A 26,998-nucleotide genomic window follows, 5' to 3' on the forward strand; every position below is an offset into this window, starting at 1 on the left:
CAGTATGGCTCTGGTTGCGAAACTAACCCACGAACTCGGAGGTCAGCACCTCGTGGGGAGTCATTATGTCTATGTTCTCTTATGATTTCTTCGAAAATTGATAGGCTGGCGAACTCAGGTATTGATATATCCGGCTTTCATGAGTTGGAATTTGAATTCTATGTTGTTGGCAAGGCCAAACTTCCGTCGCTGGCCGCTGAGTTTTATCACCCCGACAACAGCATGAGAGTGAGCACTCAAAAGCACCCTAATGGCTTTGGTTATTCATTCAGGCTTCGGATTGACGGAATTTTGCAGGAAAAGGATATTGCTAAAACACTGGTTTGGCTCAACAACGTGGCAAATGAGCACAGTGTAATATTGGAAAACTGGCGTGTTGTTCAAAAAACATAACAAGGCCAAACACAACGCACTAGCTTCGCTAGTGCTGGACTCGCAACAAGTTGCTCGCCTGTGTTGGCGGCGTTATGCAGTAATGGAAACTCAAGATGAAATTTAAATATCTCTTATCGTTAGCACCTTTAATCTTTTGCTTTAAAGCGACAGCCGAAAATTCAATACTTATTCATGCCATTCATAAAGAGACTTTTGCTTGCACAGAGCATTATGAGGGGCAGTTCCAATATGCTGGTGATGCTTTAGGTACTGATTGCGTAATTGGTGGTTGGTATGAAGACGAGAAAAGATTATTTCAAAGAACTTATGTGAATGATGGCTTTAGCAATGAAGATTGGTTTGGCTTTGACAAAGAGGTCTTGTCGCCTTGTGACTGTACAGTAGAGAAAATCAATATCAACTCAATTACTAATCAACCGGGCATTATGAATCCTGGGCGGGCCAGCTCAATAACCTTTAAAACTAAAGAAGGACACTCAGTTTTACTGGCTCATGTGCAGGGTGTTAACGTCAAAGAAGGTGATACTGTGAAAAGAGGCGTTGCTGTAGCCAAAGTTGGTAACAATGGCTATAGCCGCAATCCACATATTCATATAGGTGCATGGGATGCTGAAGGGACGCCGTTGCAAATACGTTTTGATCAAAGCACTCTTGCTCTCTCTGATAGAGAATAGGTAAATATTCATTAATGCATAACAAGCGCCATCAAAAACGCGCCCTTTGGGCGCTCGACTCGCAACAAGTTGCTCGCGTTTGTGGCGGGCGTTATACATTACGTAGGTTCTCATGAAGGCTTTATTGTTCATATTATTTACTCTACTGAGTAACCATGTAGCGGCTTGTGATAAAGGACCGTCAAAAGATCAGGCTTTTGCGTTAAAGCATGAAGATCGAGGAGTTGATAGTGAGTTGAATTACTACTCGCTATACATCCCAATCAAGCTAAAGAAAATGTATGTGTATTCCATATATGCGCAACTCGCTTCGACGTTTGATTTAGGTTTAAATTTCATTGAACAAGGTGAGTATGAAGGGGATTATTATATTACCTATTTAGGAGTTGCTCCCTCATCAGAGAATGAAGTTACTATTAAAGTGAGCTACAACGCGCCTTACAAAGACCGAAGAGCTATAGCTCTTTGCGGTAACTTTAAATTTTATAAGCTTTCTGATTTATTAAAGGTGATACCTCCAGCCAAAAGGCCAGAGATGCCTCCACCACCGCCACCACCTCGTCCGGAGAGTGACGATGTATAACAAACGCCATCAAAACGCGCCTTTGGCGCTCGACTCGCAACAAGTTGCTCGCGTGTGTGGCGGGCGTTAGAGAGTTATCATGAAATGTCGTACCCATTTAGATAATGAAGCAATGAATATTAGGGTCAGATCAAAATTAACCTGACTTTCAGCTTCTCGCTCATAGCTGCCGCTGGTTTAGCATCAGCGTGGTGCTGCTGGTATGCTTTATTTTGCTGTTGGGCATCATACTGTGCTTGGGGAAATAAGCTGAAAGGTCGCTAATACCATGCACCATCGCTTTTCCCGCAAACATTGCCTTAAATTACTTGCTGCCGCTATGGCTGCTCGCTTGCGCTTTTTATAGCAAAATCCTGCAAAAGCAGCGTTAAAATATGCTAATTTTGCCGGTTTTAAACAGTAACGGGCGTGCTATGGCACATTCTGCAGCAATAGGTATTTTTGACTCCGGTATTGGTGGGCTGTCGGTGGCCCGAGCGGTGCGTCAACTACTGCCCAATGAACAGCTTATTTATGTTGCCGACAGCGGCCATGCACCTTATGGCGAAAAAACGGATGAGTATATTTATCAGCGCATGCAAGCGATTACGCAGCATCTTATTGGTTGTGGTGTTAAGGCCATAGTGGTGGCGTGCAACACCGCGACCACGGCGGCGATAAAAGAGTTAAGAGCGCAATATTCGCTGCCTATTATCGGTGTTGAGCCTGGCGTAAAGCCGGCGGTACTAGCCAGCAAAACCGGTGTAGTGGGCGTGCTTGCCACGCCGCGTACCTTGTTAACACCGGCGTTTGCCAATTTAGCTCAGCGCTATGCTGGTAAAGCAAAAATAGTGCTGCAACCTTGCCCGGCGCTGGTGCCAAACATTGAAGCGCTTTCGCTGGATGGCGCCGCCATGCGCGAGCTTATAACAGGCTATATTCAGCCGCTTTTAACGCAGGGTGCCGATACCTTGGTGCTGGGCTGTACGCATTACAACTTTATTGCTGATGTCATCGCCGATATTGCCGGGCCTGATATCAACATAGTGCGCACTGAAATGGCAGTGGCTAAGCAGTTGCAGCAGCGGCTGGTACAGGCGATGTTGTTAAACGCAGGCGCAAAAATGGCTGCAGACAGGTTTTATAGCAGCGGTGATCTTGTTTTATTTACCCGCCAGTTGCTAAGGTTATGGCCTGATACTGCGATGGCTAACCCGCTGTAGTTTCCATAAAAAAACAGGTGGCCAAGGCCACCTGTTTTAAATGTTGTTTAAAGGCGTAAGACTATTCAGCCATTGTTGCCCATAAATCATACTCATCGGCTTCTTCTACTATCGCGTCAATAATATCGCCGGGTTTAACCGCAGTTAAACCATTTAAATATACAGCGCCATCAATCTCTGGTGCGTCGGCAAAGCTTCGGCCAATGGCGCCTTCTTCGTCTACTTCGTCAATTAACACTTTAATGCGTCGGCCAATTTTGGCTTGCAAACGTGCAGTGCTGATGGCCTGCTGAGTTTGCATAAAGCGGTGGTAGCGCTCTTCCATGATGTCATCTGCAACCGGGTCGGGCAGGTCGTTAGCTTTGGCGCCTTCTACCGGGCTGTATTTGAAGCAACCAACGCGGTCAAGTTGTGCTTCTTGCAGCCAGTCGAGCAACATTTGGAAGTCTTCTTCGGTTTCCCCGGGGAAGCCAACTATAAAGGTTGAACGGATGGTAAGCTCCGGGCATATCTCACGCCATTTTTTAATGCGCTCCAGAACACGGTCTGCCTGTCCCGGGCGCTTCATCAACTTTAAAATACGTGGGCTGGCATGCTGAAACGGAATATCTAAATACGGCAACACCTTGCCTTGCGCCATTAAAGGGATAATGTCATCCACGTGCGGGTAAGGGTAAACATAGTGCAAGCGCACCCATATACCCATTTCACCCAATGCTTCACACAAGGATTGCATAGAGGTTTTAACCGGTTGGCCATTCCAAAAGCCGGTGCGATGTTTTACATCTACGCCATACGCGCTGGTGTCTTGCGAGATTATCAATAGCTCTTTAACGCCAGCATTTTTTAAACGCTGTGCTTCGTCCAGTACTTCACCTACCGGACGGCTGGCTAAATCACCCCGCATGGATGGAATAATGCAGAAGGTACAGCGGTGATTACAGCCCTCAGAAATTTTTAAATAGGCGTAATGTTTTGGCGTTAATTTAACGCCGTGATCCGGAACCAGCATGGTGAACGGGTCGTATTTGGGTTTAGGCACAAACTCATGAACTTGTTTAAGTACGTTTTCGTAACTGTGCGGGCCGGTAATGCCCAGTACGTTTGGGTGTACCTGGCGAATTTCATCTTCGCGCGCGCCCAAACAGCCGGTAACAATAACTTTGCCGTTTTCTGCCAAGGCTTCCCCAATGGTTTCTAACGATTCTTGTACTGCGCTGTCGATAAAACCGCAGGTATTTACGATAACTAACTCAGCATCATCGTAGGTCGGAACAATGTTGTAACCTTCGCTTTTTAACTGGGTAAGAATGCGTTCAGAGTCGACCAGATTTTTCGGACAGCCCAAACTGACAAACCCAATGGTATTGCCTTTACCACTGCCTGTTTTTACCTGATCAGACAGGCTTTTAGCGGCGGTATCCAAAGTGGTGGTTTGTGTCGGATCAAAGGTCTGTACTGTCATAGTGTCTCTTAAAATGGGCTGAGCCGGAAAAAAGTCGGCGGATTATACCTGAAAGCGGCAGAAGAAACAGGTATGGCTGGCGATAAAATAACCACATTTCAGCAGATATTGGTATTGCTGAGTGTATAGAACGGCCAAAAGGTATAGAACGCGTTAAATTACGGCTCAACTGACAGATCTGGTCAATACTGTTAGCTGTACATGTTTAAATGTATTTTGGGTAAACAACACAGGAGTTCTTATGATAAAGGCATACGCAGCATTAGAAGCTAAAGGAAAATTAACCGCTTGGGAATATGAACCCGGTGAACTTGGCCGGCATGATGTTGAGATTGACGTGGATTATTGTGGCATTTGTCACTCAGATTTATCAATGCTGCATAACGAATGGGGCATGTCGTCGTTTCCGTTGGTTGCTGGGCATGAGGTAGTAGGGCGGGTAGCCGCAGTTGGTGCGGATGTTAAGCATTTACAGCAAGGCCAGGTGGTTGGTCTGGGCTGGCATTCTGATTATTGTAAAGTGTGCTCAAGCTGCGGTAGCGGCGATCAGAACCTGTGTTCGACTGCCGAGGGCACCATAGTAGGTCGCCATGGTGGTTTCGCCGAAAAAGTTCGCGCCAACGCCAGTGCCGTAATCCCACTGCCTAAAGGTATGGATGCAAAAACTGCCGGCCCACTGTTTTGTGGTGGTATAACCGTGTTTAACCCTATGGTGCAGTTTGACGTTAAACCTACCGATAAAGTGGCGGTTATTGGTATTGGTGGGCTTGGGCATATTGGTTTGCAGTTTTTACGTGCCTGGGGCTGTGAGGTGACGGCATTTACGTCAAGTGACAGCAAAGCTGCTGAGGCGAAAGAGCTGGGAGCCCATCATTGCATTAATTCGCGTAATGCTGCAGAAATTGAACAAGCGGCTGGTAAGTTTGACTTTATTATATCTACTGTAAACGTGAAGCTGGACTGGAATTTGTATTTGTCGACGTTAAAGCCAAAAGGCCGTTTGCATTTTGTTGGTGCGACATTAGAGCCGCTTGATTTGAATGTGTTTAGTTTAATTATGGCGCAGCGCAGTGTGTCAGGCTCGCCTGTTGGTAGCCCGGCAACCATTGCTAAAATGCTGGAATTTGCGGTACAGCACAATATTAAGCCTGTGGTTGAGATGTTTAAATTCGAGCAGATTAACGAAGCGTTGGCACATTTAGAAAGTGGTAAAGCGCGCTACCGAATTGTGCTTGAACGGTAATGCCATATTGGTATTAAAAACACCGGTCTATACCCAGTACTAATCAATTTAGCATAATCGGTTTGCCCTTAACTAACCGTTGAAGCCCTGGACGGGCTGAAACGAGCCCCCAGGGAGGGGGGGACGGCGTGTTAGTGTGGGCAAACCAATGGCTACCTAAAATTAACTAACTGACATTGCGGTTTATACCGGCGTTTTGTGTCTTTAAACCTTATATGGCATGGCGCCAAGGTAATCTTTTTTACCTACATCAACACCATTATGGCGCAAAATTGCATAAGCCGTTGTAATGTGAAAGTACACGTTTGGCATTACATGCTGAATTAAGAATTCATACCCATGCAGGTATTTACCTTCCCAACGCGGTTGGGTGATATGTTGTGTGGCGGCAGTAATAAAATCTGCTTCACTAAAGGTAGCCAAATAATCCACTGTATCGCGGATGCGCTGCTGTAAGTCTGCCAGCGTGGTTTCATCATCGGCATGTTTTGGGGCGCTATCTACTTTACCGGTTAAACGCGCTGCACCCAGTTTGGCACTGTCACAGGCAATTTGGATCTGCCGTGTCAGGTTAAACTGATCTGGTGCCAGTCTGGCATTTAGCAGCACCGTGACATCAAATTTTTTGCTATCAGCAAAGGCGGCAGCTTTATCTAATATAGCGCTAAGGTTTTGCAGCATTTTACTGTTTTGTACTACGGTCAAATCATAAAACATGGTACAGACCTCTTCTAAGGTTAATGATGATACTGACTAATCAATTGGGGCGTAAGCAGGCACTGACAATAGCAAAATGGAATTAAAAATGTACGATTAGTCTTACCGTTGCAAAGTTACTGGTTTTTCTTAAAAAGCGGGTTTATGCTGCAATAAGATTAGGTTAAAAGTATTAGCAGCATGCTTAGGTAACTATAACAACGGAATATAAAAAGGTTACGATGGATCAAGATGAATTAACCGCTTATAACAAATTAAATGTATTGATTATTGATGATCAGGTATTGGTACAAAATGTCATTAAGTCGGCTTTAGTTGAACTTGGTATCGAAAATATTAAATGCGCCGAAAATGCCTATTACGCCCTACGATTATGCGAACAAACCTCATTTCATGTTGTCATTTGTGCCTTCAATGTCAAAAGCGATAAAGATGGCTTCCATCTGCTGGAAGAACTTAAGTTTAAGCGGCACATAACCAAATGCACCATTCTGATTTTTCTTAGTGCAGAAACCAGTGAACATCTGGTGAACAGTATTGTTGAGTTGCAGCCGGATGATTTCTGGGTCAAACCGCTAAACACTAAGCATGTACAAAGTCGTCTGCCCTTAACACTGGAAGTTAAGCGCACTTTATTTAATGTGTATCAGGCTATTGACCGTCAGGATTACAGCAAGGCGATGTACTTTGCAGAGCGGCACTTATTAAACCCGGCATTGGCTAAGTACCATTTACAGATGAAACGATTGACCGGTGAATGTTTGCTTAACTTACGCGAGTTTTCTGATGCAGCTCAGTACTACGAGAATTTGTTGCAAACTCATAAAGTGTCCTGGGTGTATTTGGGCTATATCAAAGCATTATTACAACAAGACAAACTGGAAGACATTACGTCGTTGCTTACAGAGCTAACCGACAAAACAGATACCCGTTTTGCTACTTATGACATGCTGGCACATTACTATATTGGCAAACAGGACTTCGCGCAGGCGTACGAAGAAATTAAGAAAGCGACCCGGTTAGCACCGCGTAATATTGAACGCAATAAACGCTTGCTCGACCTGGCGAGATTGAACCATGATCATGTTGGCCAGTATCAAGCTGCCATTGCTATGGCAAAATATGCAAAAAACTCTATTCACGACTCACCAATTTTAAGACTTAATGTCGTACGTGCAGGCATCGATTATGCCACTACTTTGGAAAAAGCAGAGTCAATTAAAGTACTTAATCAAGCAGATTTGTTGTTAACCGAACTGGAAAAACAAATACCGTTATCAACGCAGTTAAAAGATCAATTGTTGGTAGTAAGAGCCCGACTACATACCGCAAAAGAAGAACGTCCTAAAGCTGAAGCGATAATTGATAACCATATCAGTTTGCGACCAGGGACGTCGGTAGAGGACAATCTGGATAAAGTGAAAGCACTGCACGAGTTAGGCCGTCGGGAGGACGCTGTAACCCTATTAGATGCGATAAAGCGGCAAATTAGTGGAAACGGTTTGACTGATCAGGTTGTAGGGAAGTACATAGAGCAGGAATTGGCTGAGCGTGCAGCTGTGCATTTTACGCCACAACAGCTAAACCGGATGGCAGTAGAGCTGTTCAAGCGCGGCAAATTTCATGCGGCGTTAAACTCGTTAGAGCAGGCGTTTTCACTGACACCAAGAAATATGAGTGTGGCACTGAATATTCTTAAAGTATTAGTGGTTATGCTAGAGAAAAAGCAGCTGGATGAAGGGCATAAAACGCTGATAGAAAAGCTGTTATTGCAGTTACAACATGAAACATTAAATGCCGAGCAGCAAGTGCTGTTTACTGAATACCAGCAGAAACTGCAGCCGCACTAGCGGCAACAGTTGCTGCTATTTACGCTACTACCTTGCTTTGCGATTTACCAGCTTATACAGCGCAGGTAATAACACCAGCGTTAGCAGGGTAGCGGAAATAATACCGCCAATAACCACTGTAGCAAGCGGGCGCTGAACTTCTGCACCGGTGCCGCTGTTAAACGCCATAGGCACAAAGCCCAAGCTTGCCACTAGTGCTGTCATTAATACCGGTCTTAGGCGCTGCACTGCGCCTTGATGTATCGCCTGCAATAACTCAAGGCCCTGTTCACGCAGTTGTTTTATCATTGCCAACATCACTACACCGTTAAGTACGGCAATGCCTGATAAGGCAATAAAGCCGACCGCGGCAGAAATAGACAGTGGCATATCGCGCAGCATTAAGGCCGCAAATCCACCGGTTAACGCCAAGGGTACGCCACTAAATACCACCATGGCGTCTTTTGCAGAATTAAGTGCGCTAAACAACAGGCCAAAAATCATCAGCAAGGTGAGTGGCACCACCCACATTAAGCGGTTTGATGCAGATTGCAGTTGCTCAAAAGTACCGCCATAACCCAGCCAGTAACCAGCCGGTAGCTCAAGGTTATTGGTCATTAGCTGCTTGGTTTCGCTAATAAAACTGCCAAGGTCGCGCCCTGAAACATTAGCGCTAACCACGATATTACGTTTAGCACTTTCGCGGTTTATCTGATTGGGCGCCTCAATTTCGTCAAAATGAGCGACTTCACCCAGTGGCACATAGGTTAGCTCAGTACTGCTTTTGCTTGAAATGCCGAGCAATGCCAGTGGCAGGCGTTTTAACTGCTGGGGGTCGCTCCTGAGATTCTCATCCGCTCTGATGATAAGGTCAAACGCTTTATCACCCTCGTAAATGAGCCCAACCTGCATGCCGCCAACCATGGTTTGAATGCTATGTTGCACGCTTGCGACATCAATACCCAAAAGTGCCAAATGCTCACGGTCTGGTTCAATTGACAACATCGGTAACCCTGTGGCTTGCTCCATGCGTACATCAACTGCGCCGGGTATCGTTGCCAGCAATGTGGTAGCAGCTTCGGCAAGCCTGGTTAATTCAGTTAAATCATCGCCATATATTCGCAGCGCAACGTCACTACGCACGCCGGCAATCAACTCGTTAAAGCGCATCTCAATGGGTTGAGTAAACTCGTAGTTATTTCCCGGTAAGGCTTCAACGGTACTGCGTAGTAATGCGACAAAATCTGCTTTACTCATGCCTGGATCAGGCCACTGCGATTGCGGCTTTAGTATAACAAAGGTATCGGCGACATTAGGCGGCATTGGGTCGGTGGCAATTTCCGCCGTACCCAGCTTGCTGAATACCCGCTCTACCTGAGGTAGGGTAGCAATTTCACGCTCCAGCAGTAGTTGCATCTGTAGCGATTGGGTTAAGCCGGTACCCGGGATACGCAGCGCATGAAGGGCAACATCGCCTTCATCCAACTGTGGCATAAACTCACTGCCAAGCTTACTGCCTTGCCAAAACACCGTCGCCATAACCAGTAGCGCAGTACTGATAAATAGCATTGAGTGGCGCAAGCTCTGCCGGAGTAACATCGAGTAGCCACGTTTTAACAGGCGCATCAGCGTTGAGTCTTGCTCGTTAACCCTGCCACGGACAAAAATGGCCACCGCGGCAGGTACAAAGGTAATGGCCAATAGCACCGCACCCGCCAGTGCAGCAATAACCGTAAAAGCCATCGGATGAAACATTTTACCTTCGACGCCGCTTAGCGCAAAAATAGGTAAAAACACCAGCATAATAATTAACACACCAAACACGGCTGGGGTAAAGACTTCCCGCGTGGCTTGATACACTTCACTTAAGCGCTCGTCGAGGGTTAATAGCCTGCCTGTTCGGTGTTGTGCCAAACCTAAACGACGCAGGCAGTTTTCCACCACAATAACGGCGCCATCGACCATTAAACCAAAGTCGATAGCGCCTAAGCTCATTAAATTACCACTGACTTTATTGATGGCCATACCGCTGATGGCAAACAGCATACTTAGCGGAATAACCAGTGCTGTTATCAGCGCAGCGCGAATATTACCAAGAAAAATAAACAGCACCACGATGACTAATACCGCACCTTCAAACAGGTTTTTCTGCACCGTAGCAATGGTTTTATCGACCAGCGTGGTGCGGTTATATACCGCCTGAGCAGTAACATCCTCTGGCAATGAGCGGTTAACCTCATGCAGTTTTTCTGCTACCGCTTGAGACACGGTGCGGCTGTTTTCACCCATTAGCATAAATACGGTACCCAGCACCGTTTCTTCGCCATTTAAGCTAGCCGCACCGGTACGCAGTTCTTTACCTAAATAAACATCAGCAACATCATGTAACCGCACAGGGCCATCATCGCGCTTGGCAATAATTAACCCGCCAATATCATCAAGTGTGCGTAATTGGCCTGGCGAGCGCACTAACCATTGTTCGCCGCGTTGCTCAATATAGCCCGCGCCAACATTGCTGTTATTCCGGCTAAGCGCCGTGGCAATGTCATCCAATGTCAGTTTAAATGCCAGCAACCTGGCGGGGTCGGGCGCGACTTGGTACTGGCGCTGGTAGCCCCCAATACTATTAACTTCCGTTACCCCTTTTACCTTTACCAGCTGCGGCTTAATGACCCAATCTTGCAAGGTGCGCAAATCTTCAGGTGTATAAGCCGTGCCATCCTCTTTTACCGCATCAGGCTCGGCGCTAACGGTATACATAAAAATTTCGCCCAGGCCGGTAGCAATAGGGCCAAGGGTGGGGTTGGTGTCTGCAGGTAAGTTGGCTCTTACGGCTTGTAAGCGTTCAGATACCTGCTGGCGCGCCCAGTAAATGTCGGTGCCATCATTAAACACTACCGTAACCTGCGACATGCCATAGCGTGATAGCGAACGGCTGTATTGTAGTTTGGGTAAACCGGCCATGGCATTTTCAATAAGCACGGTTAGTCGTTGCTCTGCTTCCAGTGGCGAATAGCCAGGCGCAGCCGTATTAATTTGCACTTGTACATTAGTGATGTCGGGCACGGCATCCATCGGCAGGCGCTGTGCGTTATAAATACCGGCTACAACAAGCAGCAAGGTAAACCCCAGCACCAGATAGCGCCGCTCAAGGGCAAACTTTAATAGGGTATCAATCATAGCGCCCTCCTAGTGATCATGGCTGGCGCCAGATTTAAGCACGTCAGCTTTAAGCACAAAGCTGTTGTCTGTGGCGTATTCCGTACCGGGCTTTAGGCCAGATATGACTTCAATGTAATCGTCATCTTCACGGCCAAACTGCAGCATGCGTACTTCAAAGGTATTGCCATAACGGGCAAATACCACTGGCATATCTCGAAAGCGCTGAATGGCAGTTTTTTTCACCGCCAGCGCCACCGGTATTGTTGCTGTGAGAACTTGCGCTTTAACATGCATACCGGGACGCCAGTAACCACTGCGGTTGTCCAGCACGGCTCGTACCCGCGCAATATGGCCTTCAGTCATTTGCGGCGCAATGTAACTGATGTTACTGCTGGCACTTTCACCGTGGTGCAAGCTGGATACCGTAACGGGCATACCAAGACGCAAGTGGTCGATATCGTTGGGAAAAGCTGAAAGTTCTACATAGACTTCACTGTAATCAACGATGCTAAATAACACCTCATCGCGAATGAGCTCATGGCGGTTAAAAAAGCGCTCTGTAACAATACCGTTTGCCGGTGACACAATGTCGTACAATTTTAACGTTGCAGCATTGCTAACGCGGGCTAGTAGCTGGCCTTTTGTCACCGTATCACCTTGCTTTACCAAAACCTCTGTTAAGGTGCCGAAGTAGGGCGCTCTGACATTAAAGTTAGCGGTGGGTGGGGTGCTGATAACGCCAAATAAATGGGTTTTCTGGCTTAATTCCTGCGCGTCGGCGATATCGGTGGCAATACCCGTTAACGTAAAGATCCTGTCGGTAAGTTCAACCCGACCTTCAAAGCTGTCGTAGTGCCAATGGTATGGTTTGCCCTGATGGCTAACAGCAATGTCGACACTGTAAGAGTGCGGCTCAGCAATGCTGATATCACCTACCAGATATTGTTGCTCCGGTGTAAATTGGATAGTGTCTTGTTGGCCATCCAGCCGGTGAAGTGTCACTTTAGCATCTATCTCAGTGGGTAATAAGAGCTCGCCGTTGGCATAGGCATACAAACGCATTTCCGGCGGTATACCCGCTTCGAAAATGGTGACTTCCAGCGAAAAGTCAGCTTGTGTTAACAACTTGCCACCATTAGGACCTTCTGCCTCTGCGGTTGCATGCTCATCACCATGTTCATCCATATGTTCGCCATGTCCGCCTGAGGCCTGCGCCACCGCGGTAAAAATCAGTAACAACATTACAAGCCAAAGGGTTGGTGTATTAAACGTCTTATTCATTTTTATACTCCACTGTAACAACCGGCGTCTTGGTATTTAAGCTGATGGGTTGGCCGGTCAGGCGCTCCAATTCCAGCAAGGTAAGATGAAAACGGCTTTGGCTGGCTATAACATCGCGCTGTGCCTGCGCTAGCTCTTCTCCTGCAGATAACAGGCTAAGTAAGTCAATCTGGCCCTGTTGATATCCTTGCAGACTTAAACTGTGCAATTGCATGGCTTCGGGTAGTAGCTGTGTCTGAATGATATGCACTGTATTGCGCAGTTGCTCCAGTGCGAGCCATTGTTGCTGTACCAGCAAGGATAAAGCCGTGCGGCTTTGCTGGTGTTGTATCGCCAGGAACTCTTGTTCTGCCATGTGTGCCTGGCGTTGGCCTGCTTTGGGATCGGATAACGTAAGCGGCATACTCAAGCCAAACACCAGAGCATTGTCGTTGCTGGCTTCGTTACGTCTAAGCCCAGCCGACAGGCGCACGTCAGCTTTACTGTTAGCGTCGGTTAAGCGCAGTTCGCTTTGTGCTACACGCTCTAGCGTAATGTAGCGTTGTAGCGCTGTACTTTGTTGCAGTTGATACTGAAGTTCCGACAGCGGGGGCACTAACGGCAAGGTGGTTAAATCGCCGGATACAGCATCAAAGTCAGGGGGGCGGTTCCAGCTTGCCGCCAACCGATAGCGCTGGCTTTCTATGGCTTGCTTAATGTCTGCCAGTTCTATTTCACTGCGTATCAGCCGCAGTTTAATCCGGCTAATATCGGCATCATTCAGGTTACCCGCTTGGCTGCGTAACTGTGCTGTAGCGAGCACAGCTTGCTCCCGGCGAATTTTGTCGCGGGCCCATTGTTGTAAGTTTTGCAATTGCAGAAGTTGTAAATACTGCTCGGTAGTGTCTGCCAGTGCATCTAATCGCTCCAGCTCATAATTATCACGTTGAAGTTGGCTTTGCTGTTGCGCCAGTTCAACCCGACGCTGACGTTTATCGCCAAGTTCAATTTGCTGGCTTAGGCTTAGCGTAAGCTCTGCCCCGGCTACACCCCGGCTGTCGCCAGTGCCCAGCACGTTTTCCAATGAGGCATCCAGTTCAGGGTTAGGGGTTAAAGATGCCTGCAATTGTGCCGCTTCCGCCATTCGCAGCTGATACGGAAAGGCTTGCAGCCTGGTGTCGTGTTGTAAGGTACGTTGCAACGCCTGTGGCAGAGTCAAACTGCTGGCTCGTGCTTGCAGGCAATAGCCTGCGGCTACCAGTACGGCTGGTAGCAAAAAAGTCATACGCATAGGTATGCTCCTGTTAGTTAATCAGTATGAAAAATGATAAACGAGCAGGTTTAACTATTAGGGGGAGGGACTGGAGGACGGTAACTAATTGGGCGGATAGCTTGGCTAGCATCAATGATTGCACTGTCGCTGAAATTTAATAGATCAATGCCATGAAAAAATGCGATATGGCAGGTGACATGCGCGTGCTCACTATGATGATCTGCATTATCAGCTATGGAATTACTGTGGTTATCGTTCAGACTGGTATAGGCATGGTCATGATCAGGTAGGTGCATGACCATAGCATCGCAGGCGACTACAGCATGGTTTAGCATGACAGCCAGCAATATCAATAAGCCTAAGGTCTTACGCAGCATTGTACCCTTGATCTTAGCACCTTCTTTTAGATTGGCTACATGTTAGCGCTTTGCGTTAAAATAGACAAGTTACCATCGGTCAACGGCAAACCTTCATCGATACTTTTGCCATTTAATGATACTTTTTATCATTTAACGATACTTTCTTTGTGCTTTACGTTTACGTTCTGCTTCGCGTTCGGCTTTGTCTTTTGCTTTTGCTGCTTCTTCTGCCTTAGCATCAATTTGCTCCTGGCTTACCATTTCTGGTGTTTCCAGCGTTATACCGCCAAGGTTTCCGGCGCGTAGTTCCGTAATGAGAATGCTACCGACCTTTTCTAAGTCTACAATACCGCCTTTGCGCATTGCACCGCGTTTTATACCAATAGCATCCATTAGCGCAAGGTCGTTTTCCGGTAGTTCGGTCAGGCCAAAGCGTTGCATAACGGCTTGCGGATAGGTGGCTAACAGGTATTCCGCTGCAAACATGGCAATATCGGCATAATCAAATACCGTATCTTTAATTGCCCCGGTTACCGCTAAACGATAACCACAGGTTGGTGGGCTAAGTTTGGGCCATAAAAAGCCTGGGGTATCTGTCAGCACAACGTTGTTGTCCAGCTTAATACGCTGCTGCATTTTGGTTACACCTGCTTCATTTCCCGTTTTGGCGATCGTGCGACCCGCGAGTGTATTGATCAGCGTTGACTTACCTACGTTAGGAATCCCCATAATCATGGCGCGTGCACCGCGAATATCCAAGTTACGCTCAGGCAGCATGTCGTTACACAGTTGCAGTAAAGCCCTTATTTGCTCGGGGTTTTGCTGGCTTATTGGAATCGCTTTGATGCCAGTTTGACTATCAAAATGATTAATCCAGCGCTGGGTTAGCAGCGGGTCGGCCAGGTCTGCTTTATTTAGCACTTTTATACAAGGGGTGTTGCCACGCAGCTGCGGTACTAAGGGGTTTTCGCTGGAGAAGGGAATACGCGCATCCAGCATTTCGATAATAATATCGACCTGCGGCATGACTTCAGCAATTTCTTTACGGGCTTTGTGCATATGGCCCGGAAACCAGTTAATCGACATCCGTTAGTACCTTAAAATAGCAAATGGCAGACAGTTAGCCTCGTACACCTGCAGGCATCGGCTGTCACAATGGGCGCTATAATAGCGTAAAAAACGATAAAGGTGTGTCAGTGTAAGACAAACTGGTAGAAACTTAATGCAGATAACGGCGCTAGCAAGGCAGAGTAACAGGCAGCACTAGGCAGATGAATAACACCAAGGCTTCTAAATAACAGTAATAATTGATACAACCCGATTAAAGGCGGCAAGAGTGTTATCCAAACGCTGCCGGTTAAAGAGGGAAATAACCAACTAAAAAGCGGATTACAGCTGCTGGCTAATACGAGCAACGCCAATAATAGCAGGTACTGCTTCGGAGACAGCTCCGGCATTGGGGTCAAATTGTCCATAGTGCTCTGCAATTAGGAAATACAGTAAGGGTAATATAGAAAAACACTGAGGCAGTTACCCGTACTGTTTTGTGTAAAAGTGTAATAACGCGGCAAGCTTAGGCATTTGCCCACGCTTTAGCAATGTTTTTGTTAAAAAAATATCACTGAATGGGCAAAGCGCTCTCAATATTATCTTCTACTGGCGGCTCATAACGGCGAATTTGTAGCACAATGCCCAGATGTGGGTGATCCAAATAATGAATTTCACCGCTTATTACCCGTCGACTCTGGCGTACATAGACAGTTTGCAGGCTATTTTCATCGGGAATGCGCAAATTAAATTCAGTGTTTACAAATAAGTAATGATCTAAATGTAATTTAAATAAACCATCAAGTTGCCAAACTTGATCTGGCAGATAACGCAGTGTCATGCTGTCAGTGCTATCAGGGGTGTCGGCAACCGATAGCGCAGTTTCACGTAGTTGCCCCGTTACCTGCAGTTGCTCCAGCAGTTGTTCAATATTGGTAAGTAACTCATTGGGCTGTTCACCTGGCGCTTGACTGGTGACATAGTCGTTCGAAAGGGGATCGATAGTACTGATTGCCGGGGTAGGGTATGTCTCGGTGTTATCGACGTCGGTGTGCTGTTTAATTTGCCCCCAATAGTCAAACTGTTGGCTGAAATTTTTGCCTGCATACCAGCGACTGGCAATAGCACGACGCTCAGTTACAGGCGCCTGACGCCAGCTGGTGTGCAGCAGAACATGGCTGCCTGATATGCGGTTAATCTTAGTGGCAATGTCGGTAAGCTGTAATGATGGCTGCTCTGCTAAGTAGGGATTTAGCTGGTGCTTACCATTTCCGGTTACCAGTGCAGGTAAGTGGTCTGGGTAAGGTACTTCGCTGTAAGCATCAATGGTGTAAAACAAGCTGTTATGTTGCCAACTGTATGGTTGCGTCTCAAAAATACACAGCTGTTTAGGCAGCGTGTTAAAGAACGGTTTATCCGTTAGCAGCGGCGAAGTTGTTTCTGCGCATAATGGCAGCGTTGCCAACAGGTTTAACAAGTTAGGTTGTAGCCTCGGGGTAAGCAAATCGAAGGCGCGTCCGGGTTTTATGGGTGTCACCGTGTCGCCAAAAGTTTCTTGTAGAACTTGCGGCGGTGTTTGGCTAAAAACCACCATCTCAACTTCAAACCAGCGCTGCTCTTGTGCTTGTAACATTGAGCTTAATACTGCGAGACACAACACGCTGCAATTGACCGCTTTACTCATTTTTCTACCCTATGTTTGGCAAAATCTGACAACATATTGGCTATCAGGCTCAGACGCTGTGCGCCATCGTTTGACGCTATACTAAAGCGTAACTTTTGCCCACCTTCTAGCTTAAATATTCTCGATTGTTTCTGGATAAGCTCGATAATATAGGCAGGTGATACCGCCGTTTTGTCACTAAATTCGACTACGCCGCCTTTGTTATTGGCTTCAATACGTCGAATACCTAATTCTAAAGCCTGTAGTTTAAATTCGGACAGGGTAACTAAATTTTTCGCCGCATCGGGTAATAGGCCAAAGCGGTCAATCAGTTCAACCTGTACTTCATCCAGTTCATCTACACTTCGAGCTGAAGCGAGCTTCTTATAGCAGGACAAACGTAAGTTTACATCGGGTATGTAACTGTCAGGCAATAGTGCCGGTATGCGTAATTCCATTTCTGTTTGCTGACTAAGCATGGCATCTAAGCTAGGCTCACGGCCATTCTTTAATGCCGTTACCGCTTGCTCCAGCATGTCCATGTATAAGCTAAACCCAACTGATTCTATCTGTCCGCTCTGTTCATCACCCAATAACTCACCGGCACCACGAATTTCTAAGTCGTGTGTAGCCAGGGCAAAGCCTGCGCCTAAATCTTCCAGGTTGGCTATGGCATCTAAGCGTTTTTCGGCATCTTTAGTCAGACGCTTAGGAGGCGGAGTTAGCAAATAGGCGTAAGCCTGATGATGTGAACGACCAACCCGTCCGCGCAATTGGTGAAGCTGCGCCAGGCCGAAATTATCCGCGCGGTTAATAATAATCGTGTTAGCCGTCGGTACGTCAATACCGGTTTCTATGATAGTGGAACACAACAGCAGATTAAAGCGCTGGTGATAAAAGTCGGCCATGATCTGTTCCAGCTCACGTTCACGCATCTGACCGTGTGCTATGCCAACAATGGCTTCTGGTAACAACTCAGCGAGCTCGTTAGCGGTTTTTTCGATGCTGGCGACGTCGTTGTGCAAGAAGTACACCTGGCCACCGCGTAAAATCTCCCGCATTACCGCTTCACGGATCAGGCCTTTTTCAAACTCGCGTACAAAGGTTTTCACTGCTAAACGTCTGGCGGGTGGGGTAGCAATAATGGATAAATCCCGCATGCCAGACATCGACATATTCAACGTTCGCGGAATAGGCGTTGCCGTCAGGGTTAGAATATCAATATTGGCACGCAGAGCCTTGATTTTTTCTTTTTGCCGTACGCCAAAACGGTGTTCTTCATCAACGATGAGCAAACCTAAATCTTGCAGTTTAATGTCGTCTTGCAACAACTTATGGGTACCAATAAGAATATCCACCTTGCCATTTGATACATCGGTTAAGATGGCTTTTTGCGTTTTAGCATTAACAAAGCGTGATAGTACTTCTACCCGTACCGGCCAGTTAGCAAAGCGATCTTTAAAGTTTTCAAAATGCTGCTGCGCCAACAAGGTGGTGGGCACCAGTATAGCAACCTGTTTACCATCATTGACTGCCACAAATGCGGCGCGCATAGCCACCTCGGTTTTGCCAAACCCGACGTCGCCACATACCAGGCGGTCCATCGGTTGCGGTGTTTGCATATCCTGTAGCACGGCGTCGATTGCATCTTGCTGGTCGGCGGTTTCCTCGTATGGGAAACTGTCTGCAAAAGCGAGGTATTGTTGTTCATCTACGGCAAAAGCGTAACCTTTATGTGCTGCACGTTGGGCATACACATCGAGTAATTCTGCGGCAACATCCCGAACTTTCTCTGCCGCTTTACGGCGGGATTTTTCCCAGGTGTCATTACCCAATTTATGTAACGGCGCATGTTCTGCGTCGTTGCCACTATAGCGGCTTAGCAAATGCAAAGAGGTTACCGGCACATACAGCTTGCTGCCACCAGCATATTCAATGGTAACAAACTCAGCGCTAATACCTGCTGCATCAAGCAATTGCAGACCCTGGTATCGACCAATACCATGTTGCAGATGCACGACGGGTTGGCCAATATTTAATTCAGCCAGGTTACGGATCACCGTCTCATTGGAGACTTGCTGGCTGCGTTTACGTCGTCTGCGTTGGCTAATTTTTTGACCAAATAGCTCATTTTCACTAATAAAGGCAAAAAGTGCGGGTTGCTGCACCAAAACACCTTGTTCTAACGCACCAACTACAATGCCTAAATCGTCAGCACTGCGGTTGAAGGCAGTGAGATCAGCAAATTGCGATATGTGTATTCCGGCTTTGTGCAGCAGTTGTAACAGGCTTTCGCGTCGTCCTTCACTTTCAACGAAAAACAGGGCTCTGCCACGCTGTTGCTTTAACCCGACAATAAACTGCTGTAGTGCTTGCAGCGGATTCTTCAGCTGGTGGTTGACGCTAAGATCAGCCAGCGCGGTAACGGCCAAATTGCCCTGGCCTGCACGCTCTGGCAGCATGGCCTGGCTAAGGCGGATGCGGCTATAGTTTTTTAAACCGGCAAATAATTGATCGACGGATAAGTACAACTCAATAGGCGGTAAGATAGGCCGCAGTAAGTCAATAGATCTATCTTCGTAGCGGCGTTTAAGTTCTAGCCAAAAGCGCTCAGCACTATGCTCAATGTCACCTAACAACAGACAGCGGCTTGTTGCTGGTAGATAATCAAACAAGGTTGCCGTTTTTTCCGTAAACAGCGGTAAATAATATTCTATACCCGCAGGCAACATCCCCTGGCTGACTTGCTGATATAACGATTCTTTCTCATTTCGCGCTGAAAAACGTTCCCGATACGCCATACGAAAGCGTTCTATCGCCGCTTTATCGGTTGGAAATTCATGCGCAGGCAACAATTCAATTTGATTAACTTGCAACAGGCTGCGTTGGTTATCCGGGTCAAAGGTACGTATACCATCAACATCATTGTCAAAAAAGTCGATACGAAAGGGCGTGTTGGCGCCCATCGGGTATAAATCGAGAATTGAACCACGGGCAGAGAATTCGCCATGCTCCATAACTTGCTCAACACTACGATAACCTACGGCGGTTAACTGACGTTTTAGTGCTGCCAAGTCAACCTGCTGGCCTTTTTTAATTAAAAAACTGTTTTGTTCAAGGAAGTCTTGATGACAAATGCGCAGCAATAAGGTGCTTACCGGCACGATAACCAAACCACGTGTCATACGAGACAGTTGGTATAGCGTGGTTAAGCGCTGGGAGACAATGTCTTTATGCGGTGAGAATACATCATAAGGCAAGGTTTCCCAGTCTGGGAGTGTCAGAATTGGATAGCCGTCTTGTTGATAAAACACGCCAAGCTCTTGCTCTAACCGCAAAGCCGTGGGGGTATCCGGCACCAGCAACAGGTATGGTGCGTCATGTTGCTGTAGCAGTTGCGCAATAGCCAGCGGCAAGGCCGCACCTTGCAAATTGCCCCATTGCAGTTGGTCTGCAGCATGTTTAATCTGTGGTAATGCGGAAATTAAATCCATGTAAAACGACTAACCTTCAATGCACTTAAGCCAATACTAGGGCAACTAAGTTTGCTGACGCTGTTCGGCTTTTTGTTTTAATAAACGCGATTGCTGATGCAGGCTCGCGCGAACGATAAGTTCACGATCTTCATCTCTTATGCGCGACAACACAACCTTAATTTGCCATTTTTCTGCTACGGATTCGCAACTAACGACTTGGCCATAACAAAACACGGCACCGTCGTTATTGGCTAAAAACAGTTTAAGTTCCAGTGTTTGCAACGGTGCTAACGGGGCATCGGCCAAATAACAGCAACCACTACCGCTATAACTTTGTGTGGTAAAACGTTCGCTGGGGTTATCTTGCTGTTTTAGAACGTAATGCAGTAGCAGGTCGATTTTTCGGGCTTGCTGTTGCAGGTAATTAGCAAGCTCGTCCGCTAATTCTCCCAAGCGGTTTAACGACCGTAAAGCAGAGCCATTTAAACTGTTAACATCAGATGCCAATAAAAACGGCGGTGGAATCGCAGCTACTAGTTCAGCAGCTGTGGGTAGAGCACCGGCAATAGGTTTAGCATTAATACTAATACCGTGCTCTACGCTGAAATAATCTTCATAGGCATCAGCTAACTGTTCTATTGTTAACTCTTTCATTGCGCTACCTTTGCAAGCTGCTTGTCACGACTGACAATTATCTCTATGATCGACGCCACTTTACCATCTAACGTGGGCATTGTCCTGAATATTAGGATGCAGTTACCAGTCAGTTTGTTTATCGGTTTACGCTATAGCCAAAGCCGCAAGGGTAATGCCTTTATCTCCTTTATCACGCTGTTTTCTGTGGCAGGTATTTTTCTGGGCGTAATGGCGTTGACGATTGTCAGCTCAGTGATGAATGGTTTTGAAGGCGAGTTGAAAAAACGCATCTTGGGTGTGATCCCGCATTTGGTGATTACTTCAACAGCGGATAGTAGTGATAGCTGGCAAGATGACGTGTTGCAGCAACCACTGGTGCAGCAGGTTACGCCATTTTTACAAGCTGAAGCGCTGGTTCAATCACCTCGACAGCTCACAGGCGTTTTGTTGCAAGGTGTCACGGTTGATGCGTTACCCGATTTTATGCAACAGGCACTTATTGTCGGCGATTGGCAGCAGTTTGCTAGTCAACGTTATGGTGTGGTACTTGGGCGCGGCCTTGCTGAACAATTAGAAGTGTCAGTGGGTGATCCGTTGCGATTTATGTTGCCCCAGGCTGGCAGCTATACCCCAATGGGGTGGGTACCACGGCAGCGATTATTTACTGTTGTGGGTATTCTTGAATCCGGTTCAGATGTCGATAAACACCTGGCAGTGGCTAATTTAGCTGATTTAAGCAAGCTCATTAGTAGTAGTGCTCAGTTGCAGTGGCGTGTAACGCTTTCGGATCCCTTCGCTGCCCCGGCGCTAGCAGAACAGTTATCATTAAATACATCATTACAGGTAGAGGACTGGCGGCAAAGCCAGGGCAAGCTGTTTGCTGCGGTTGCGATGGAGAAAGCCATGATGTGGTTGATGTTGTTGCTTATTGTAGCCGTTGCTGCATTTAACATCGTGTCCGCGCTGGTAATGATGGTGACGGACAAACAGGCAGAAATTGCGATTTTAAAAACGCTTGGGATGAGCGATCGACAGTTATTTAATGTTTTCGCGGTACAAGGCTTAAGCAATGGTGTCGTCGGTGCCTTGGGTGGCGCTATCGCCGGGGTGTTACTGTGCTGGCAGCTTAACCCTTTGCTAGCGCTAACGGGGTTACAGCTGGTCCCGGGTATTTCCTTACCAGTTGATATTCGATTTAACCAATTGTGTTTAATTTTGTTCAGTGCGGTTGCATTGACGTTGCTTGCGGTATGGTATCCGGCTAAACGTGCCGTGAGCATTAATCCAGCGGACATATTGCGTGATGAGTAACGTATTAACAGCAGATAAAATTTGTAAAAGCTATCGTGATGGACAGCAAGTAACAGATGTATTGCACGGAGTTGATCTTTGTATTAATCAAGCAGATATGTTGGCTATAGTGGGTAGTTCTGGTTCAGGCAAGAGCACATTGCTACATATTTTAGGTACACTAGATAAGCCTGATAGCGGTTCGTTAAGCTTGTTAGGTAAAAATGTCGCCACGTTATCTTCCGCTGAAAAAGCACGGTTGCGTAACGAGCAACTGGGATTTATTTATCAATTTCATCACTTGCTAATGGACTTTACTGCGTTGGAAAATGTCGCTATGCCTCTGTTAATTCGAGGGTTGTCTGCGTCAGTTGCACAACAGCGAGCGCAAGCGATGCTTCAGCGGGTAAGCTTGTCACACCGTGCAAGCCACAGGCCGGCTGAACTAAGTGGCGGGGAGCGTCAGCGTGTCGCTATTGCCAGAGCGTTAGTTTCTGAGCCCGCGCTTGTTTTAGCGGATGAGCCGACGGGTAATCTTGATCAGCATACTGCTGAATCCATTTATCAACTGTTACGTAGTTTAAATCGCGAGTTGGGTACCAGCTTTATTGTGGTAACGCATGATTTACAGCTGGCATCACGACTTGATCGTTACGTGCTGATGCGGGATGGCCATCTGGAGAGCTCAAATGGCTAGTTTGGCTTGGCAATTAGCAAAGCGCTATCGTAATACGCGCCATAGTAGTGGCTTTATTCGTTTTATTTCGGCCAGTTCAACTTCAGGTATTGCACTTGGCGTAGCTATTCTAATTCTAGCGCTTTCGGTCATGAATGGTTTTGAACTCGCGTTAAAACAGCGATTGTTGTCAGTTATCCCCCATGTTGAACTAGAAGCTGTGCAACAACAAATACCAGATTGGCAACGCAAACAGCAAAAATTTGCCAATGTAGCCGGTGTAGAAGCTGTTGCTCCCTATATTAAAACCAATGGTATGTTACGCTTTGGTACCGCTGTTAAAGCGGCTGAGGTGCGGGGTATTTCACTTAGCAATGAACGACGCATCAGTGATTTTGCCCGCTATGTCAGTGCAGGCCAACTTGATACGCTAACAAATAACGACGTGGTGTTGGGGCAGGGGATTGCTGATGCACTGGGGGTGCAAATTGGCCAACAAGTACAGCTTTTACTGCCAAAACTGACCGACGACGGTCGACTTGCCAGCCACAGCACGGCGAACTTAACCGTCAGTGGTATTGTGGCAGTAGGTGGGCAACTGGATTACAGTCAAATATGGTTAAATATGTCAACGCTTGGCACCTTACTCGATTTTCCTGCGAATACCGTTCAGGGTTTTGCATTTAAATTGAATGACATTTTTCAGGCGCCGCAAATGGCTCGGCAACTTGGGCGAGAATCTGAAGACTATGTTTATTTGCTGGATTGGTTTCGCAGCCAGGGCCATGTATATCAGGATATTCAGATGGTACGCAGTATTTTATATCTGGTACTGGCGTTAGTTATTGCCGTCGCGTGTTTTAATATCGTTGCAACACTAGTGATGGCTGTGCGGGAAAAAGAAGGTGACATTGCCATCTTGCTTACCATGGGAGTATCACCAACGACAGTGATCCTCACGTTTATGTGGCTGGGTTGGCTTAATGGTTTAGTTGGCAGCGTGATTGGCGCTATCTTGGGCGTTATTCTGGCATGGTATATTGAGCCTATTTTTGCTTTCGTTACGCAGGTACTTGGGCACTCGTTACTTGATCCTAGCATTTATTTTATCAACTATATTCCGTCATTATTACAGTGGCAAGACGTATTGTTGACTCTGGGTGTTGCACTTATCATGAGTCTGCTTGCTACGTTATATCCGGCTTGGCGTGCCAGCAAGGTACAACCCGCCAGAGTGCTGGGACAGCGTTAATGCTTATTGTGATGTCTGCGTTTTAGTTTTCTTAATAGCTGCGCTTTTCGAATAGAAACTCGCCACAGCCAGTCAATAATAAAATAGCCCGCAACGGCTGAGCAAATGCCCATTAGCAAACAGCCCGTGATAAAAGGTTTGCCAATAGAGCTAATACTATGTTGTAGCCATGACCAGCTCGCCTCGAAAGCAAAGTGTTCCACCGGGATACGTAAAACAACACACCCCACCAGATAACTCAGATAAAACAACACCGGCATAGTTAATGGATTGGTCAGCCAAACCAGTGACACCGACAGCGGTAAATTGACCCGCATCGGTATAGCTACCGCAGCTGAGGCTACCATTTGAAACGGGATAGGCATCCAGGCAAAAAACAGCCCAACCGCAAAGGCGCCGCGCGCTGAACGCCGGTTTAAGTGCCACAAATTGCCATCGTGCAGCAAACTACCAAACAACTTTAAAAGCTTTTGTTGCTTGATTTTCTCTGGAGATGGTAAATATTTTTTAATAAAGTTCTTTGGCATACAACCTATTCACAAAAAACAAACATGAAATCTTTTTGTATCGGTGTGCTCATTGGCAGCCTATTGTCATTATTTTTGCCAATAGTGCCACCTTTTTTCTCAGTATTTTTGCTATTAGTGGTAATTTTGGTGGCACTGCGATGTCACTACCACTGTTTCACTGGTGTTGCAGCGTTTTTCTTGTGTTGGATTTGGCAATTTGATGACTATCAGCAAGCACAGCAGCACCTGCTGAACGTAAAGCAATCCATTAACGGCACTATTACCGAAAAGCCAAAGCACTTTGCTGAGTATAGCCAATTTATACTGCGTCTGGAGACTGGGCCTGCAGCGGGCTATTTTGTCTCGTTGAATTGGAGCGTGCCGCCAATGTCGCTGCACGCTGGGCAACGCTGGCAGTTAAATGCCAGGCTAAAACCGGTAGCGGGTGTGGCTAATCCTGGTGGAGTAAACAAAGAAGCGGCAGCGCTGCTGCAAAAAATTGTTGCGCAGGGCAGCGTAATCTCCGCCGAGCCGGCTATGTTGCTGGGACAACAAGATGATTTACGGCAGCGTTGGCTTGAAGACATTGCGTCTAATGTCAGTTCATTGCCTACAGGGCCTTTGCTGTTAGCGCTGACAATGGGCGAACGTCAGTTTTCAACATCTTTGTGGCAAGGTTTGCAGCATTCAGGTTTAGCTCACCTAATGGCAATATCTGGCTTGCATATTGGTTTGGTGTTTGGCTGGAGCTTACTGCTGCTGCGTTTATTACCCTGGCCGTTACGTTGGTTAGTTTGGCGCCAGCCGGTTGCGTTAGTGGGGAGCCTGTTCTTGTGTCTGTGTTATGCCTGGCTTGCCGGTTTTGCCATACCAACAGTTCGCGCAACGGTAGCACTGTTGCTGTTAGTTACCGCGTTGTTACAGCATAAATCGATAAATTACAGTAGCTACTGGTTATTACTAAGTGCCGTGTTGTTGCTTTTTGAGCCATTCTTTGTCTTGAGTAAAAGCTTTTGGTTGTCACTGTTGGCGGTTGCGATCATCTTCTTTGTGCTGTGGCGCTTAGGAACATTCGTTGGCGGCTGGCGTAGTAAGCTTAGACAGTTTGTGTATTTTCATCTTAGCTTAACCGTTTTTATGGCACTGCTTAGCCTGTTGTTATTTGATGGCAGTGCCGTACTTTCTATCGTGTCGAATCTATTGTTTATTCCTTGGTGTAGTGTGGTGGCAATCCCGCTAGTGTTGCTAACGTTAGTGGTGGAACTCTGCGGCGTGCCCGGAAGCGGGTTATTGTGGCAACTCTGTGATTGGGTATTTCGTCCACTGCTATGGTGGTTAAACTGGTGCGCAGAGCATGGCCAGTGGCTGGCGCTGCCAGACATATCTGCGGTTTGGCTGGTAAGTGCAGGGGCAGTGGGGTTACTGAGTTATCTCTGTGGCATACGACGTTTCTGGTTTTTACTGCCATTGTTATTACTGCCGATATTGCACAGCACACTTAGGCCAGCACAGTGGCAATTACATTTAATTGATGTTGGCCAGGGACTTGCTGTGCTGTTGCAATATGGCGATCGGGGGCTGTTATATGATGCTGGCCCGCGCTATGGCGCTTATAGTGCAACAGCCTCTCAGGTACTGCCTTATTTACGCCAGCGCGGTATTAAACGGCTGGACTATTTGCTGTTAAGTCATGATGACAGCGATCACACCGGTGACTGGACGCTGTTGCAAAAAGCTTACCCGCACGTAAGGCTTTATGCGGATATTTCGCATTTAGCTGCAGCAACACCATGCCAACAGTTACCAACCACCTATTTTGACGCCCAGTTGACGGTTTTGAGTACCGACGGCTTTAGCAGCAAAAATGATCGCTCTTGCGTGTTATTAATTCAGTTGTATGGCTGGCATATTTTACTGCCTGGTGACATAGGTCAGCAGGTTGAACGCCAGTTGTTGCAGCGCTATCCCAATTTACGCGCTAACGTTTTAATTTTGCCGCATCATGGCAGTAACAGTTCCAGCCATTTTGCGTTTTTGCATCAGTTGGCGCCACAAATTGCGTTTAACAGTGCCAGTCTATATAACCGGCACCAACATCCTGCGACACAGGTACAGCAAAGGTTGGCGGCGTTGGGCATTTCGTTAATTAATACGGCACAAAGCGGTGCTATACGGCTTGATATCACTGAGGCTGGGCTGGATGTCACAGAGTATAGAGCGCAAAGAATACCCTTTTGGCTGCAAAAGCCGATTGGAAATGCTGAAACCTTGCGAACAACACGTTAG

The 26,998-nt window shown here is 46.9% G+C and carries 22 protein-coding genes; 10 read left to right on the top strand and 12 right to left on the bottom strand.

The window, feature by feature from the left end; translation table 11 throughout:
• From ORJ00_RS16970 to murI, 4 genes are all read left to right on the top strand, one after another.
• On the top strand, positions 1-393 hold a 393-nt coding region (locus ORJ00_RS16970), incomplete at its 5' end, for a ribonuclease E inhibitor RraB (protein WP_306140408.1).
• Between the two features lie 95 nt (positions 394-488).
• The gene (locus ORJ00_RS16975; protein ID WP_306108638.1) at positions 489-1,070 is read left to right on the top strand and encodes a M23 family metallopeptidase; all 582 of its coding nucleotides are present in this window, start codon (positions 489-491) and stop codon (positions 1,068-1,070) included.
• 112 nt (positions 1,071-1,182) lie between these two features.
• Positions 1,183-1,653 (top strand): hypothetical protein, encoded by a 471-nt coding sequence (locus ORJ00_RS16980; protein WP_306138211.1) that lies wholly within the window; start codon positions 1,183-1,185, stop codon positions 1,651-1,653.
• 413 nt (positions 1,654-2,066) lie between these two features.
• Entirely contained in the window at positions 2,067-2,855 is a 789-nt protein-coding gene (gene murI, locus ORJ00_RS16985; protein WP_306140409.1) for a glutamate racemase, read from the top strand.
• A 61-nt stretch (positions 2,856-2,916) separates the two neighbouring features.
• Here murI and rimO read toward each other — a convergent pair whose 3' ends face one another.
• Entirely contained in the window at positions 2,917-4,320 is a 1,404-nt protein-coding gene (gene rimO / locus ORJ00_RS16990; RefSeq protein WP_306140410.1) for a 30S ribosomal protein S12 methylthiotransferase RimO, read from the bottom strand.
• Positions 4,321-4,561: 241 nt separating this feature from the next.
• Here rimO and ahr point away from each other — a divergent pair, with 241 nt between their 5' ends.
• Positions 4,562-5,563, top strand: a complete 1,002-nt coding sequence (ahr, locus tag ORJ00_RS16995; protein WP_027670908.1) for an NADPH-dependent aldehyde reductase Ahr — start codon at positions 4,562-4,564, stop codon at positions 5,561-5,563.
• Positions 5,564-5,767: 204 nt separating this feature from the next.
• Here the strand turns inward: ahr and ORJ00_RS17000 are convergent, their stop codons facing one another.
• On the bottom strand, positions 5,768-6,280 hold the full coding sequence (locus tag ORJ00_RS17000) for a DUF1993 domain-containing protein (protein ID WP_306125512.1): 513 nt from the start codon (positions 6,278-6,280) through the stop codon (positions 5,768-5,770).
• Positions 6,281-6,501: 221 nt separating this feature from the next.
• Between ORJ00_RS17000 and ORJ00_RS17005 the strand changes: the two genes are divergently transcribed.
• Positions 6,502-8,130, top strand: coding sequence for a response regulator (locus ORJ00_RS17005; RefSeq protein WP_305975354.1), 1,629 nt, complete (start codon positions 6,502-6,504; stop codon positions 8,128-8,130).
• Between the two features lie 27 nt (positions 8,131-8,157).
• Here the strand turns inward: ORJ00_RS17005 and ORJ00_RS17010 are convergent, their stop codons facing one another.
• The 9 genes from ORJ00_RS17010 to ORJ00_RS17050 form a co-directional block, all read right to left on the bottom strand.
• Positions 8,158-11,289 (bottom strand): efflux RND transporter permease subunit, encoded by a 3,132-nt coding sequence (locus tag ORJ00_RS17010; RefSeq protein ID WP_306140411.1) that lies wholly within the window; start codon positions 11,287-11,289, stop codon positions 8,158-8,160.
• Positions 11,290-11,298: 9 nt separating this feature from the next.
• Complete coding sequence (locus ORJ00_RS17015) at positions 11,299-12,552, bottom strand: efflux RND transporter periplasmic adaptor subunit (RefSeq protein ID WP_306140412.1); 1,254 nt, start codon at positions 12,550-12,552, stop codon at positions 11,299-11,301.
• Positions 12,545-13,822 (bottom strand): TolC family protein, encoded by a 1,278-nt coding sequence (locus ORJ00_RS17020; RefSeq protein WP_306140413.1) that lies wholly within the window; start codon positions 13,820-13,822, stop codon positions 12,545-12,547. The genes ORJ00_RS17015 and ORJ00_RS17020 overlap by 8 nt, the downstream gene beginning before the upstream one ends.
• A gap of 50 nt (positions 13,823-13,872) precedes the next feature.
• Positions 13,873-14,181, bottom strand: a complete 309-nt coding sequence (locus ORJ00_RS17025; protein WP_027670913.1) for a hypothetical protein — start codon at positions 14,179-14,181, stop codon at positions 13,873-13,875.
• A 132-nt stretch (positions 14,182-14,313) separates the two neighbouring features.
• Positions 14,314-15,249: a ribosome biogenesis GTPase YlqF gene (ylqF, locus tag ORJ00_RS17030; RefSeq protein ID WP_305975364.1), complete on the bottom strand. Its 936-nt coding sequence runs from the start codon at positions 15,247-15,249 to the stop codon at positions 14,314-14,316.
• A 107-nt stretch (positions 15,250-15,356) separates the two neighbouring features.
• Entirely contained in the window at positions 15,357-15,638 is a 282-nt protein-coding gene (locus ORJ00_RS17035) for a hypothetical protein (RefSeq protein WP_027670915.1), read from the bottom strand.
• Positions 15,639-15,781: 143 nt separating this feature from the next.
• Complete coding sequence (locus tag ORJ00_RS17040; protein WP_306140414.1) at positions 15,782-16,894, bottom strand: CsiV family protein; 1,113 nt, start codon at positions 16,892-16,894, stop codon at positions 15,782-15,784.
• Positions 16,891-20,367 carry a transcription-repair coupling factor gene (mfd, locus tag ORJ00_RS17045; RefSeq protein WP_306140415.1) on the bottom strand — a complete coding sequence of 1,159 codons (3,477 nt, stop codon included), beginning with the start codon at positions 20,365-20,367 and terminating at the stop codon, positions 16,891-16,893. Before mfd ends, ORJ00_RS17040 begins: the two co-directional genes overlap by 4 nt.
• A 45-nt stretch (positions 20,368-20,412) precedes the next feature.
• Positions 20,413-21,003 carry a PilZ domain-containing protein gene (locus ORJ00_RS17050; protein WP_306125517.1) on the bottom strand — a complete coding sequence of 197 codons (591 nt, stop codon included), beginning with the start codon at positions 21,001-21,003 and terminating at the stop codon, positions 20,413-20,415.
• A gap of 45 nt (positions 21,004-21,048) precedes the next feature.
• Between ORJ00_RS17050 and ORJ00_RS17055 the strand changes: the two genes are divergently transcribed.
• The 3 genes from ORJ00_RS17055 to ORJ00_RS17065 are packed head-to-tail and all read left to right on the top strand — an operon-like array spanning position 21,049 to position 24,203.
• Positions 21,049-22,296, top strand: a complete 1,248-nt coding sequence (locus ORJ00_RS17055) for a lipoprotein-releasing ABC transporter permease subunit (RefSeq protein WP_306140416.1) — start codon at positions 21,049-21,051, stop codon at positions 22,294-22,296.
• Positions 22,289-22,972 (top strand): lipoprotein-releasing ABC transporter ATP-binding protein LolD, encoded by a 684-nt coding sequence (gene lolD / locus ORJ00_RS17060; protein WP_306140417.1) that lies wholly within the window; start codon positions 22,289-22,291, stop codon positions 22,970-22,972. The genes ORJ00_RS17055 and lolD overlap by 8 nt, the downstream gene beginning before the upstream one ends.
• Positions 22,965-24,203: a lipoprotein-releasing ABC transporter permease subunit gene (locus tag ORJ00_RS17065; RefSeq protein WP_306140418.1), complete on the top strand. Its 1,239-nt coding sequence runs from the start codon at positions 22,965-22,967 to the stop codon at positions 24,201-24,203. Before lolD ends, ORJ00_RS17065 begins: the two co-directional genes overlap by 8 nt.
• Here ORJ00_RS17065 and ORJ00_RS17070 read toward each other — a convergent pair.
• Positions 24,200-24,730 carry a DUF2062 domain-containing protein gene (locus tag ORJ00_RS17070; RefSeq protein ID WP_027670921.1) on the bottom strand — a complete coding sequence of 177 codons (531 nt, stop codon included), beginning with the start codon at positions 24,728-24,730 and terminating at the stop codon, positions 24,200-24,202. The two genes, ORJ00_RS17065 and ORJ00_RS17070, sit on opposite strands and share 4 nt — an antisense overlap.
• Before the next feature lie 24 nt (positions 24,731-24,754).
• Here ORJ00_RS17070 and ORJ00_RS17075 point away from each other — a divergent pair, with 24 nt between their 5' ends.
• Positions 24,755-26,998 carry a DNA internalization-related competence protein ComEC/Rec2 gene (locus ORJ00_RS17075; protein ID WP_306140419.1) on the top strand — a complete coding sequence of 748 codons (2,244 nt, stop codon included), beginning with the start codon at positions 24,755-24,757 and terminating at the stop codon, positions 26,996-26,998.

It is taken from the genome of Rheinheimera baltica, assembly GCF_030731985.1.
Classification (GTDB): domain Bacteria; phylum Pseudomonadota; class Gammaproteobacteria; order Enterobacterales; family Alteromonadaceae; genus Alishewanella; species Alishewanella baltica.

Coding starts and splice junctions, on each gene's coding strand:
- ORJ00_RS16975 (WP_306108638.1), top strand. CDS start 489: ATGAAATTTAAATATCTCTTATCGTTAGCACCTTTAATCTTTTGCTTT.
- ORJ00_RS16980 (WP_306138211.1), top strand. CDS start 1,183: ATGAAGGCTTTATTGTTCATATTATTTACTCTACTGAGTAACCATGTA.
- murI (WP_306140409.1), top strand. CDS start 2,067: ATGGCACATTCTGCAGCAATAGGTATTTTTGACTCCGGTATTGGTGGG.
- rimO (WP_306140410.1), bottom strand. CDS start 4,320: ATGACAGTACAGACCTTTGATCCGACACAAACCACCACTTTGGATACC.
- ahr (WP_027670908.1), top strand. CDS start 4,562: ATGATAAAGGCATACGCAGCATTAGAAGCTAAAGGAAAATTAACCGCT.
- ORJ00_RS17000 (WP_306125512.1), bottom strand. CDS start 6,280: ATGTTTTATGATTTGACCGTAGTACAAAACAGTAAAATGCTGCAAAAC.
- ORJ00_RS17005 (WP_305975354.1), top strand. CDS start 6,502: ATGGATCAAGATGAATTAACCGCTTATAACAAATTAAATGTATTGATT.
- ORJ00_RS17010 (WP_306140411.1), bottom strand. CDS start 11,289: ATGATTGATACCCTATTAAAGTTTGCCCTTGAGCGGCGCTATCTGGTG.
- ORJ00_RS17015 (WP_306140412.1), bottom strand. CDS start 12,552: ATGAATAAGACGTTTAATACACCAACCCTTTGGCTTGTAATGTTGTTA.
- ORJ00_RS17020 (WP_306140413.1), bottom strand. CDS start 13,822: ATGCGTATGACTTTTTTGCTACCAGCCGTACTGGTAGCCGCAGGCTAT.
- ORJ00_RS17025 (WP_027670913.1), bottom strand. CDS start 14,181: ATGCTGCGTAAGACCTTAGGCTTATTGATATTGCTGGCTGTCATGCTA.
- ylqF (WP_305975364.1), bottom strand. CDS start 15,249: ATGTCGATTAACTGGTTTCCGGGCCATATGCACAAAGCCCGTAAAGAA.
- ORJ00_RS17035 (WP_027670915.1), bottom strand. CDS start 15,638: ATGGACAATTTGACCCCAATGCCGGAGCTGTCTCCGAAGCAGTACCTG.
- ORJ00_RS17040 (WP_306140414.1), bottom strand. CDS start 16,894: ATGAGTAAAGCGGTCAATTGCAGCGTGTTGTGTCTCGCAGTATTAAGC.
- mfd (WP_306140415.1), bottom strand. CDS start 20,367: ATGGATTTAATTTCCGCATTACCACAGATTAAACATGCTGCAGACCAA.
- ORJ00_RS17050 (WP_306125517.1), bottom strand. CDS start 21,003: ATGAAAGAGTTAACAATAGAACAGTTAGCTGATGCCTATGAAGATTAT.
- ORJ00_RS17055 (WP_306140416.1), top strand. CDS start 21,049: ATGATCGACGCCACTTTACCATCTAACGTGGGCATTGTCCTGAATATT.
- lolD (WP_306140417.1), top strand. CDS start 22,289: ATGAGTAACGTATTAACAGCAGATAAAATTTGTAAAAGCTATCGTGAT.
- ORJ00_RS17065 (WP_306140418.1), top strand. CDS start 22,965: ATGGCTAGTTTGGCTTGGCAATTAGCAAAGCGCTATCGTAATACGCGC.
- ORJ00_RS17070 (WP_027670921.1), bottom strand. CDS start 24,730: ATGCCAAAGAACTTTATTAAAAAATATTTACCATCTCCAGAGAAAATC.
- ORJ00_RS17075 (WP_306140419.1), top strand. CDS start 24,755: ATGAAATCTTTTTGTATCGGTGTGCTCATTGGCAGCCTATTGTCATTA.